The organism is Bacillus salipaludis, from assembly GCF_030938565.1.
Taxonomy (GTDB): Bacteria; Bacillota; Bacilli; order Bacillales; family Cytobacillaceae; genus Neobacillus; species Neobacillus salipaludis_A.
In genome coordinates, this window is sequence record NZ_JAVGVR010000001.1 from 6167484 (window position 1) to 6179431 (window position 11948).

Consider the following 11948-nt stretch of genomic DNA (forward strand, 5'->3'; position numbering starts at 1 on the left):
CGTAACAGGCCATTATGAACTGAATATGAACTTTTAATCAATTCTCTAATTCATATTCAGTTCATAAAGAAGGAGTATACTAAAAAGACGTAAATTATAGATTTTTTCTTTGTAAAGGATGGAATGTCATGACAAAAATCTTAATAGTTGACGACGACTCTCATATTCGCAAATTGGTTGGTGTCATCTTGTCCAAGGAAGGCTTTTCAATCTTAGAATCCCAGGATGGAAAAGAAGCGTTATCCTTGCTCGAGGCCGAAAAAGTCGATCTGATCATTCTTGATATTATGATGCCAAACATGGATGGCTGGGACTTCTGCCGGAACATAAGATCCTATTATTCCGATTCCCTTCCCATCCTGATGCTGACGGCAAAGGGAGAAACAGCTCAAAAAGTAAAAGGATTTGAGCTTGGGGCAGATGACTATTTGGTCAAGCCCTTTCATCCCGCTGAACTGTTAGCACGGTTAAAGGCATTACTCAAACGGTACCATATCAATCGCTCAAATAAGGTGAATATTGGAAATATCGAGCTGGATCGCGCGACTTACCAAGTGTTTGATGGTGGAAACGAAATCACCTTGCCTCTAAAGGAATTTGAGCTTTTATATAAATTTTCAGCCTATCCGGGCAAAACATTTTCAAGAGAACAGTTGATTGAAGATATTTGGGGATATAATTACGAAGGGGATGAGCGAACCGTGGACGTTCATATTAAACGTTTGCGACAGCGTTTTTCAGATGTGAACTGCCCTTTTAAAATTACGACGATTCGCGGGCTCGGTTATCGTTTAGAGGTGAAAAAATGAAAATCATCAAGATGGTAAAAAAAAGCGGCGAGGTTTTAGCCATTTTACTCCTATTACTTTTATGCTGGACAGCCGCTTTTTACATCACTCCCTGGTTTTTCCAAGCCTTTCCCATCCATCAGTTATCTTCCTATAAGATGCAGATGATCGATACCTTTTTTGGATTTTTTCTCTTTGGACTCATCATGTATGGCTTTTCTAAAATTAGTTTTTTTCAAGAAAAACAGAGTCTGTTTTTGCGACCAATGATTGAGGCGATGGCAAAGATGGCTCAAGGGAATTTTAATATTGATCTTTCATTTTATAAAAAAGAGTTCGGGAATCGAAATCATCCCTTTAATGAAATTGCAGAGAGTATTACCCATATGGCAACAGAGCTCGGTGAAATGGAACAAATGCGCCAGGAGTTTATTTCCAACGTTTCTCATGAAATCCAATCACCTCTGACCTCCATAACAGGATTTGCCCATGCCTTAAAAAGTGATCATCTATCTGATGAAGAACGCATGCAATACCTCGAAATTATTGAGGTGGAAAGCATGCGGCTTTCAAAGCTAAGCGATAATCTGTTAAAGCTAACTTCATTGGAGTCCGACCATCCGCCATTTGAACCAAAATCCTACCGTTTAGATCAACAATTGCGCAGAGTCATCCTTTCGAATGAACCGCAATGGAGAAATAAAAATCTTGAGATGGATGTTTCCTTGAATAAAGTAACCATCAATGCCGATGAAGAGCTGATGGATCAGGTTTGGATAAATTTACTCCATAACAGCATTAAATTTACACCAAACAATGGGAAGATTGGTGTGGAAATAATTAAAAATGCTGCGGATAGGATTACTGTGACGATTAAAGATACTGGAATTGGGATGACAAAAGAGGTTCAGATGCATATCTTTGAACGTTTCTATAAAGCCGACCCATCAAGGAACCGTTCAAATGGCGGGAGTGGATTAGGGCTTTCGATTGTAAAGAAAATCATTGAAATGCATAAAGGGGATATACAGGTTGAAAGTTCCCCTAACAAAGGGACAGAGCTTAAAGTGATCTTGCCAATTGACCAATAAACAAAAACAAGCCCTTCTAAAAAGTAGAAGGTGCTTGTTTTTGTTCGTTGCGCAAAATTGTTCAGCGAAAATGAGGGCGGTTCTCTTTTGGATATTTATTTCTTCTAGTGACTGGAGGTCTTGCACTTTTGTATTTCGTGCAATAGTCTAAACATTAAGACCAACTTGTCTTTCAATTTACTGAAGAAACTCTTTTCGTTTTTTCTTATTTGACCGATTAACGACAAATATCCAAGCGAAAAGGATTACAACTATACCTCCACCTGCCATCGGAACAAACGGGAATGGTTTTTCCTCTCCTTTTGAAGTAATAGAGTGAGTCCCCATCGATGAGTGATCGTTTACCAATTGATCGTCTGCAAACTGACCTTTCGCGGAAACAATTAAACCAATTACTTTCTCTCCATCGTGGGTAACCAAAATAGAATGGTCTACTTTTTTCCCACCCCAAGACTGAAGATCAACCGGTCCATACAAAACTTTACCATGTGGATTTATTTTATAATTCATTCCCTCAATGGTTATGACGTATTGATCTTCTGTACCCTCTTTAATGATTTTGACATCGCTTATGGTTCCTGTTGGTCCATTTGCTGCCCCAGCTAAGTCATATAATGTTTTTCCGTCAACCTTTTCTGTTAAGAATCTGCTTAAATAACGGACATAGTCTTCATGAGTCAATTCACTTGATTTATGTGAATCAGGAGCTTTTCCGCCAAAGAATGCCTGATCTACGTCTTGATATGTAGCATTACCATCCAGACTAATGATACGTTTTTTTTGAAGTGCAGCTTTTTCAAAAACTTCTTCTTTAGCCGTATCATCCGCTAAATGATCAAAGGTGGCGATATAATAAGCTAACTCAGCACGTGTCAGTTTTTCTTGTGGCTTAAATAAATTCACTCCTTCCGGCGCAGCCAGGGCTCCAATCGTTCGAAGGATCACAATTTGTTCTTGAACTTTCGAAAATTGAATATCGTCATAGATATTCTTTTCGTTCGTAATATGGGCTAAAGCGGTTGAAGAAAATAGGAATGAGACGCTAAATAGAACAGCTATTATTGAAATCATTTTTTTCATTTTATTTCTTCCTTTTAATCATGTTATTTATACAGAATCGTAGTTTGGAGTGAGATTCCTTTTCCTATTTATTCCCCGGCATCCTCTGCCTTTTGAATCTCAATGGCTCCATTCGTTTGTTCAACATAAAAGTTTTTCGAGCCTTTGCTTAGAACTGCAAGATTAATAGATAGAGCTTTGAGATCTTTTAGTTCACCATTCGGAATCATAAATCCATCGATAAAACCAGCTTCGATCTTTAAACTGGCTGTGTTTTGATTGTCCATCGCCATCACTCCAATTAAGATCAAATCATCATAATCGGTATGATAATGAACATAAATATGATCAGAACGGATAAAATACGTCACCTTACATTTTTGATTTAACATCGTTTCCTCTATGCGGTAGGGAGAAGTTGCCGTTTTTTGTGTAACAAAGTCCTTTAAATTTTTAGATAGTAAACGATTGTCATAAAGCAGATCACCCTGCAAAAAGATACGGACAATGTCCCAATATTGCCCGACTTTATCTGCTAGTTGAAGCGGACTTAAACGTCCATAATGATCGAGTATTTGTTTCCTTACATTTAAATTCTCTTGAATGGCACCTAATAGCTGTGTTTCTCCTTCTAGCGATTCCTTCGTCACTTTCAATTGCATATATTGATAGTAAAGATCATTAAGATCTTGCAGGTCATTCTTTATTTTTTTTTGGATAATCGTTTTGTTCGCTAAGACATCCTCAATTTGATTGGATTGAAAAATAAAGTTCAAATAAGCATCCATACCAATTGAGTTATAGAACATTAATTTATCTGCAGCCAACTCCTGTTGCTGGGCATATCCCATTTGCATTTCCTGCACCTGTGGTGTTAATTGTTCAATTTCGACTTTGGTTTTTTGCATTTCATTTTTTAATTGTTGGGTTGTGTTTTCATTTATGCCGACTAGAAACTCTTTGAAAACACCTAAAACATGAGCGCTCGTTTGAGACGCAGCAATCAATACCAGAAAAAATGTGAGAAGTCCGATAATAAATTTAGCCATTTTTCAACATCTTTCTTGTTGCAAAGTAGCTTCCTAATAATCCAATCGCTCCTCCACATGCGATAAGAGTCAGCATAATCAAATTCATATTTTGAATACTAAAAGTAAAAATATAATAAAATTTTACCTGTAATTGATACAAAACATATTCATAGAGTAAAAATATAGTAAAACTAGCGAATATACTTCCGATCAAACCTAATAGAAAGCCCTCAAACAAAATTTGATTCCGAACATGAGAGACTTTTGCACCCAGTAATAGTTTGACCTGTACTTCCTTTTGCCGTTGGTATAAACCCAAATGGACGGCAACATGAACGGTTAAAAAGGAACATGTAATCATAAGAGCTAAAACAATCAGTCCGTATCGATTGATCTTGCTCGACCATGAAAGGATGGTATGAGCATATGTTTGAGCATAAATGACATCTGTAATCCCTTTAATCGATTTTAATCCTTCTGCAACCGTATCAATTTCGCTTTTATCTTTTAAATCCAGCAAGATGGTATCTGGCAGTTGACTGTCTTTAAAAGAATCAAATAAGTAAGACTTCCCCTGAAAAAATTGCCTTAAATTATTTAAGGTTTCTTCTTTTGTTTCAATCGTTATATTTTGAGTAAAGCCCTTCGTTTTCAAGATTTGCGCTACCTCTTGTGTATTAACGGAAGGATCTACAAATATCTTTATTTTCACTTGGGAACTTAGAAAGTTGGTCACATTATCCAAACCTGTTTTCATTAATAAAAAACTGCCTGAAATGGATAGAGAGATAAATACCAGTAAAATCGTTGCTATGGCAGCTGCAGCATTTCGTTTGATTCCCTCTCTAACGTCACGCAAACTATAGATTAAGATATTCATAGCTCTCTTATAATCCCCCCCTCCATTCGTATTTTTCTACCTGGAAACGCTTTGACTAGTTCCTTTGAATGTGTAACGATTAGCATTGTGAGACCATGTTGCTGATTAATTTGTGAAAATAGCTGCATGATCATGAATGCATTTTCCGGATCCAGATTTCCCGTTGGCTCATCAGCAAGCAATATTTTCGGTTTATTGAGTAAGGCACGAGCAATCGCTACCCTTTGTTGTTCTCCTCCTGATAGCTGTGCCGGATACCGTTCCTCCTTTCCTCTCAAGCCTACCTGTTCAAAAAGCTCCTTGGCCCGCCCCATGATTTCAGACTGACTTTTCCCTAATACTTCACCGGCTAAGCAAACATTTTCGAAAGCTGTTTTTCTCTCAAGCAATTCGAAAGATTGGTAGACTGTACCAGTTATGCGTCTTAATTCAAATTTTTTCATTTTTCTAATGGAAACATTTTCGATCCATACTTCTCCCCCGAAGTCCTCGGTATACCCATTTAGTATTTTTAAAAAGGTACTTTTCCCTGACCCTGAACTTCCTTGTAAAAATACCAATTCTCCTTTTTGGATTTCAAGGTTTAATCCCTTTATCACTGGAACTCCCAGGTAGCTTTGCTTGAGATTTTCAATTTTTATCATCATTTCACCTTCTAAATCAAAATCATTCGAATTCTTTATTACTTGCTGTTCGGTTTTTGCAAATCAAGAGTTGGGGTCTGATCAAAGAAATTATATGGTTTCAATAATAGGGATACCCATTCTGTTGGCATGATTGGCCATTCTTCCGCTCTTGGAATATGGGTAATTCCAGTTGTGACCCAAACAACGTCATCCGTATTTTCAATTGGTCGATTTTGCTGCGTCCACAATCCCAGGCCGATTTCTTTCGTACTCTGATTGATATATTTCCCTTCTGGATATAGTTCATTTTCATTATAAGGTGTTACCCAAACATGTTTTCCTGCATAACCGACTCGCTTCGCAAGATAGGAATCACTCGTAAACAGCAGGTTTTCAGCAAATGGCTGGGTACCGCCAGCATAAGGGATAATCTGATAACCCGTCGGATACCCTTGCTTATTTTCCTTTTCACTATTCGTAACCAGTATGAGTTTGCTAGGGTCAGTCCATTTCTGTGCTGCATCTAATTCCTTTTTATAGATAGTTTTGCCGACAACCATTTCACTATTGCGATAAGGATACGATTTGTCGGTAACACTTTGAGCTTTAGGGGTTATTTTCTCCACACTGTTTTTCTCCCCATCTACATCCATATCAAGCCGGAAATTAAAAATATGCTGGTGGTATACACCGACTAGATTTTGATCAAGCAATGTCCCATTTCGTGTATCTTGTTTGGCCGTACTGTCGTGCATCGTCTTACTCTTCACAGCTTTAACCGCTTCAATACCTGAAGCACCACTATCGATTTCAATATTCCCGTTTTGCTGGAATACCCAATCAAATATATAATCATAATTCCCTACAGTCGTGATGAAACGAAGAACCAATTCTCGTCGATCCCTGCTCTCCGAAGTGCCTGTAACAAAATCATTATGTGTCCATTCAGGACCGCCCTCACGCTCGAATATGCCCATCACATTATGTGATACATACGGCTTCCCTTGGTAGTCAACCAAAGTAGCATCGAACAGTTTAGCATTTGCTGGTACGTCCGAACCTTTCACAAGAGGTCTGCCTAAATTCCCTACACCATATTCCCCGGAATCCATATATGATTTGAAATACCAACCGACATCTGGATCTCCATAAGGGACGGTCATTCCGCCAAGACTGCCTTCATACATGATTTTTCTTATTTTTCCATGATCATTATAGGTAACGGTATTAATAACAGGGCCTACACGCGGATCCAAGCGAAAGTGGAAGGTGAAATTTTGCCATTTGACTTCATTCCCATTAACGTGGAAGCTTGTACCCTTTGGCTGCACAATATTAAGAGGTTTAGCCGGCTCGCGCTTACTAGCATTATCCTTCATGACATAAGAGGTGTTTTTCATTGGGACCGGTATCACGCCTTCATCCTGAACTTGAATCACCTTCTTTTTATCCAAATCGATGACGGCAACAAGATTCTCGATAGGGTGTCCCCAGAAATTCCCGTCTCCTGTATCTAAGTAAGCCACACTTTTTAATAATTTTTTATTTGGATCCGCACTATTATCTTTCGGACCAAAATAACCAACGGTTAGAGGAGTAGCAATAACTTTAGAAAAATCTTTTATTCCCCGTTTTAACAGAGCCTTTTTATATTCATTACTAGCGAGAATAGCCTTTTGTGCGGTTGCCCAGTCATCCGCGAGAATCATACCGTGCGCACCCTTCATTTCCTTCCAGGATAAGACCTTTTTTTCCCCTAAATCTACGAGTCCCTCTTTTATATGATTATCCTGCATGACAATAATCGATGCCTGCCGAAGGAGCTTTTTTCCCTGTTTCCAGTTCTTTACCGCTTCTTTGTTTGGTTCCTTTAAGCTTATTTCTTGGAAACGAGTGTTTGCTTTGATATAGCCCTGCTGCTTGAGAATAGTACGTGCCGAATTGATTTCATCTGCGCTTAAAGGATTTAAAGGGTTATAGGGAACTTCTTTTTGAACGGAATTTACTTTTGCACTTTCAGCGGCCTCTGCTATTTGATGATGATGATAGAAACCAACTCCTCCAGAAACAGCTAAAGCAGTTGTAAGAATAATAGGTACAAGTTTACTTTTTTTCATAAATACCTCCCCATTTTGTGCGTTTTACTAGAATAATAGCGCTATTTGAATAAGGCTGTTTTCTAAAAGATTTTTGTTTTTTCGTAAGCTTTGTTGCTATTTATCCAAGAAGAAGAGTGGTTGATTTCCGCTCCAGGATGCTCGCTTTCCGCGGGGCGGGCGGTGAGCCTCCTCGGCGCTTTGCGCCTGTGGGGTCTCACCTGTCCCTCTGCTCCCGCAGGAGTCTCGCACCTTCCGCTCAATCAACTTCTCACAAACATATTTACATCCTTGAATACAGACTGATTTATACTCCGTACCAATTTAATCCATTTTTATTCAAATCGATCCATACACTTTTTGTATGGGTATACATATCCATTGCCTGCACTCCTAACTCTCTGCCAAACCCGCTTTGCTTTGTGCCGCCAAAAGGAGTCGTACTATCCAGCATATTATACGTGTTCACATATACCGTTCCGGATTTTAGGCCACGCGCCATGCGATGTGCCCGTTGAAGATCATTTGTCCAAACTCCTGATGCCAAGCCATACACAGTATCATTTGCCTTTAAAAGCGCATCCTCTTCATCTTTAAAACGAATGACGGATACAACTGGGCCGAAAATCTCTTCTTGGGCAATCTTCATTTGATTTGTTACGTTTTCAAAAATAGTCGGTGAAAAATAATAACCGCTGCCAGCATGTTCATAACGTTTACCGCCTGTTACTAACCTGGCCCCCTCTTCTAGTCCACAGCTTACATAGTGTTCAATGGTTTTAAGTTGTTTATCAGATACTTGCGGCCCCATTTGAGTGGTTGCATCAAGGGGATTTCCAATGCGTATCGATTGAACTTTATTAAAAAATAAATCCATAAACTTATCATAAATCCCGTCCTGAACAAATAAGCGCGAACCTGCTGCACATACTTGACCTTGTGCAAAATAAATTCCAAACATGGAACCGTTAACGGCATCTTCAAGAGAGGCATCATTAAACACAATATTCGGTGACTTACCGCCCAGCTCAAGTGAAACCGGTTTCAAATTATGGCTGGCAGTTTGCATGATCAGGCGGCCTGTCTCAGTCGAACCTGTAAAGGCAATTTTATCTACTTCAGGATGCGATACTAATGCATTACCCGCGACAGGTCCTGTTCCGGGGATAATGTTCAAAACCCCATCTGGAATGCCCACCTCTTGAAAGATTTTTGCAAGTTCTAAAATGCTGATGGAGGTTTCCTCAGCTGGTTTAATCACAATGGTATTACCAGCTGCAAGTGCTGGTGCCAGCTTCCACATCGTAAGCATAAGCGGAAAATTCCAAGGCACGATTGCCCCAATTACACCTAACGGCTCTCTTAAAGAATAGTTAAATCGATTGGAGGGTGAAGCAAATGTATCCCCTTGAACTTTATTAGCAAGACCGGCATAAAATTCAAGAACATCAATGGTTGCAGGCATGGCAATGTATTTTGTTTCATTAATAGGAAGTCCATTATCCATGGATTCGAGTTCAGCAAGGAAGTCTAGCTTTTCCCACATTTTTTGAGCCGCTTTATAAAGCAATCTGCCTCGATCTCCAGGAGGCATACTCGCCCATGCACCCGATTCAAAAGCTTTACGAGCTGCTTGAACGGCTTGATGGACGTCCCCTTCATCTGCTTCAGAGATTATTCCATTGATTTCACCAGTGGCCGGGTTTATCGACTTAAAGGTTTTTCCAGAATTACTATCAACCCAACTTCCCCCAATAAACAGCTTATAAACTTTTGTCATTCTTTCATCCACTCCCTTTTTGTGCATTACGGATTTTAAAGCAGCACAATGAATTTGTTATGTTATTATTATTCTGAAATTTCGGTTTAATTTCTATTACCCAGATGGGCCATTTTTGTTAGGAATAACAAGGAACAAAATGATAAAAATGGATATTTTTTCATAATATTTCAATATACTTTCAGTGATAAAAGGAATCGCTTTTATTTATTTAAAATAATGTGACAGACTATTCAGTTAAGTATGATGAATATGTTATAATCAAAAATAAAATCGGTGATGACTATATGGAATTTTTACCCAGTGGTATGTATCAAAAAATTCTAACCTTCATGGATGAAGTAACAGGTACCGAACAGGATTTTCGAAAACAAGTGCTGCTTGCATTTGACCGATTATTTGGTTTTCATCAATCTAATTTTTGGTTAAGTGATGAGAATGAAAACTTTATCGATCCTGTCATGCTAAATATAGATAAGTATGTCATGGATGACTATCTAGAGAATCATTATCATTTTGACGTTTTAATTCCACAAAAAATGATACATAGAATACATAAACAAAGGGTTATCAGTAATCTTGAACTCTTCCCTCCACAAGGCTATGAAAAAAGCGATTTCTATAATAATTTCATGAAAAAATACGGGTTTTATTATGATGTTGGATTAGTACTTTATAATGAAAATAAGATTATAGGACTGATAGATTTTGTACGATCAAAAAAGGATCATCCCTTTAGTTCCTTGGAATTGATGTCGATGGAGATGATTTCTAGATTCTTAACACAAAAGATCCTCCAATCTCCTTTAAGACCATATGAATCAACTAAAAATAACATCAATGACAGTTTTCATGAGTTGACGTTGAAAGAAAAGGAAGTATTAAATCTAGTTCAAAAAGGTTTTACAAATGTCGATTTGGCCAATGAACTATTCATAAGTGTCAATACCGTAAAAAAACATTTGCAAAGTATCTATAAAAAGTTAGATGTCTCAAACCGAACAAGTTTGTGCTATAAAATAAATACAAAGTGACTGGCACATCATCTTCTATAAAAAATATCAAAACAAAAAAACGCTCATATGAGCGTTTTTTGAATGAATCAATCTGAATTCCCTTTCTGACTTCCTAAATGAATCAAGTTCGTCTCCTTCGATTACGCAGAAACGACGGAATATCCAAAGGGTCTTTTGCCTGTTCGTTGTATCGGTCATAATTTACTTTTGGCGGTTCGGAGTACCGATCATGATTTTCCTTCGGAGGTTCAGGGTACCGGTCATACTCTCTCCTTGAAGGTTCGGAGTATCGGTCATACTCTTCCCTCGAAGGTTTGGAGTATCGGTCATACTCTCCCTTTGAAGGTTCGGAGTATCGGTCATACTCTTCCCTCGAAGGTTCGGAGTATCGGTCATACTCTCCCCTTGAAGGTTCAGAGTATCGGTCATAATCTTGAACGGGTTCACTTCGGTATCTCGGCTCGCGCGGCCTGCGCGGTAACCGATTTTCCCTTTGATATGTATCAGATATTTCTTCCACGGAAGGCTGGGAAGGCGTTTCTACAACGGTTTCCTCTTCCTCATTGAATCCAGTAGCAATGACGGTTACAATGATTTCATCTTGTAAGTTTTCATTAATAACCGACCCAAAAATCATATTTAATTCCTCGTGAGAAGCATCAGCGACAATATCGGCTGCTTCCTGTACTTCAAAAAGACTTAAATTATTGCCGCCCGTTATATTCATGATCACACCTTGCGCTCCATTGATGGAGGTTTCCAGCAGCGGACTGTTTAATGCTTTCCGAGCAGCTTCAGCCGCACGATTACTCCCAGTGGCAATACCGATTCCCATTAGGGCAGTACCTTTATGAGACATGACCGTTTTCACATCAGCAAAATCCAGGTTGATTAAACCAGGCACAGCAATTAAATCGGAAATCCCTTGAACCCCCTGTCTGAGGACATTATCCGCTTCACGGAAAGCTTCCACCATGGGGGTCTTTTTATCTACAATCTCCAATAACCGGTCATTGGGAATAATGATAAGGGTATCCACCGCTTCCCCGATGGCGTTAATTCCAATTTCAGCGTTTTTTGCACGTTTTAGACCTTCAAATTTAAACGGACGGGTAACAACCCCAATGGTCAAAGCGCCAAGCTTACGGGCAATTTTCGCAATCGCCGGAGCTGCCCCTGTACCAGTTCCGCCGCCCATTCCAGCTGTAACAAAAACCATGTCTGCGCCTGCTAAAACCTCTTCGAGCTGCTGTTTGCTTTCTTCGGCGGCCTTTCTTCCTATTTCCGGATTTGCACCAGCTCCTAAACCTCTTGTCAAGGCTCCGCCGATTTGCATTGTAATCTCGGCTTTTGATTGATTAAGAGCCTGTGCATCGGTATTAACAGCAATAAATTCTACACCCTCCACCCCAGCTTCGATCATTCGGTTCACGGCGTTGTTTCCCCCGCCGCCAACACCAATGACTTTGATCGTAGCGAATTGGTCGAAATCGGCATCAAATTCTAACATGATGATTCCTCCTATATCTAAATTTAGTTGAATTTCCTCACTAGGATTGCATGATAAATCTTTTATCTAAT

At 39.1% G+C, this 11948-nt stretch carries 9 protein-coding genes and 1 pseudogene; 3 read left to right on the forward strand and 7 right to left on the reverse strand.

The window, feature by feature from the left end; genetic code table 11:
• Window positions 1-128 precede the first annotated feature (128 nt).
• Together RCG21_RS30600 and RCG21_RS30605 are read left to right on the forward strand one after the other, a co-directional pair.
• Entirely contained in the window at window positions 129-809 is a 681-nt protein-coding gene (locus tag RCG21_RS30600) for a response regulator transcription factor (protein ID WP_308914195.1), read from the forward strand.
• On the forward strand, window positions 806-1879 hold the full coding sequence (locus tag RCG21_RS30605; RefSeq protein ID WP_133340005.1) for a sensor histidine kinase: 1074 nt from the start codon (window positions 806-808) through the stop codon (window positions 1877-1879). Before RCG21_RS30600 ends, RCG21_RS30605 begins: the two co-directional genes overlap by 4 nt.
• Window positions 1880-2056: 177 nt before the next feature.
• Here RCG21_RS30605 and RCG21_RS30610 read toward each other — a convergent pair whose 3' ends face one another.
• From RCG21_RS30610 to RCG21_RS30635, 6 genes are all read right to left on the reverse strand, one after another.
• Entirely contained in the window at window positions 2057-2959 is a 903-nt protein-coding gene (locus RCG21_RS30610) for a hypothetical protein (protein ID WP_133340003.1), read from the reverse strand.
• Window positions 2960-3027: 68 nt separating this feature from the next.
• Window positions 3028-3987, reverse strand: a complete 960-nt coding sequence (locus RCG21_RS30615; protein ID WP_308914196.1) for a coiled-coil domain-containing protein — start codon at window positions 3985-3987, stop codon at window positions 3028-3030.
• Window positions 3980-4849 carry a cell division protein FtsX gene (locus RCG21_RS30620; protein WP_308914197.1) on the reverse strand — a complete coding sequence of 290 codons (870 nt, stop codon included), beginning with the start codon at window positions 4847-4849 and terminating at the stop codon, window positions 3980-3982. Before RCG21_RS30620 ends, RCG21_RS30615 begins: the two co-directional genes overlap by 8 nt.
• Window positions 4846-5493 (reverse strand): cell division ATP-binding protein FtsE, encoded by a 648-nt coding sequence (locus RCG21_RS30625; protein WP_308914198.1) that lies wholly within the window; start codon window positions 5491-5493, stop codon window positions 4846-4848. Before RCG21_RS30625 ends, RCG21_RS30620 begins: the two co-directional genes overlap by 4 nt.
• Window positions 5494-5531: 38 nt before the next feature.
• On the reverse strand, window positions 5532-7592 hold the full coding sequence (locus RCG21_RS30630) for a copper amine oxidase (protein ID WP_308914199.1): 2061 nt from the start codon (window positions 7590-7592) through the stop codon (window positions 5532-5534).
• A 286-nt stretch (window positions 7593-7878) separates the two neighbouring features.
• Window positions 7879-9351, reverse strand: a complete 1473-nt coding sequence (locus tag RCG21_RS30635) for an aldehyde dehydrogenase family protein (RefSeq protein WP_308914200.1) — start codon at window positions 9349-9351, stop codon at window positions 7879-7881.
• Between the two features lie 287 nt (window positions 9352-9638).
• Between RCG21_RS30635 and RCG21_RS30640 the strand changes: the two genes are divergently transcribed.
• Window positions 9639-10385 (forward strand): LuxR C-terminal-related transcriptional regulator, encoded by a 747-nt coding sequence (locus RCG21_RS30640; protein WP_308914201.1) that lies wholly within the window; start codon window positions 9639-9641, stop codon window positions 10383-10385.
• Between the two features lie 531 nt (window positions 10386-10916).
• Here the strand turns inward: RCG21_RS30640 and ftsZ are convergent.
• Window positions 10917-11877: pseudogene (gene ftsZ / locus RCG21_RS30645) on the reverse strand (cell division protein FtsZ); the annotation flags it as partial.
• Window positions 11878-11948 lie beyond the last annotated feature (71 nt).

What these genes read in the sequence shown, in the direction of transcription:
- RCG21_RS30600 (WP_308914195.1), top strand. Translation starts at nt 129, where the DNA reads ATGACAAAAATCTTAATAGTTGACGACGACTCTCATATTCGCAAATTG.
- RCG21_RS30605 (WP_133340005.1), top strand. Translation starts at nt 806, where the DNA reads ATGAAAATCATCAAGATGGTAAAAAAAAGCGGCGAGGTTTTAGCCATT.
- RCG21_RS30610 (WP_133340003.1), bottom strand. Translation starts at nt 2,959, where the DNA reads ATGAAAAAAATGATTTCAATAATAGCTGTTCTATTTAGCGTCTCATTC.
- RCG21_RS30615 (WP_308914196.1), bottom strand. Translation starts at nt 3,987, where the DNA reads ATGGCTAAATTTATTATCGGACTTCTCACATTTTTTCTGGTATTGATT.
- RCG21_RS30620 (WP_308914197.1), bottom strand. Translation starts at nt 4,849, where the DNA reads ATGAATATCTTAATCTATAGTTTGCGTGACGTTAGAGAGGGAATCAAA.
- RCG21_RS30625 (WP_308914198.1), bottom strand. Translation starts at nt 5,493, where the DNA reads ATGATAAAAATTGAAAATCTCAAGCAAAGCTACCTGGGAGTTCCAGTG.
- RCG21_RS30630 (WP_308914199.1), bottom strand. Translation starts at nt 7,592, where the DNA reads ATGAAAAAAAGTAAACTTGTACCTATTATTCTTACAACTGCTTTAGCT.
- RCG21_RS30635 (WP_308914200.1), bottom strand. Translation starts at nt 9,351, where the DNA reads ATGACAAAAGTTTATAAGCTGTTTATTGGGGGAAGTTGGGTTGATAGT.
- RCG21_RS30640 (WP_308914201.1), top strand. Translation starts at nt 9,639, where the DNA reads ATGGAATTTTTACCCAGTGGTATGTATCAAAAAATTCTAACCTTCATG.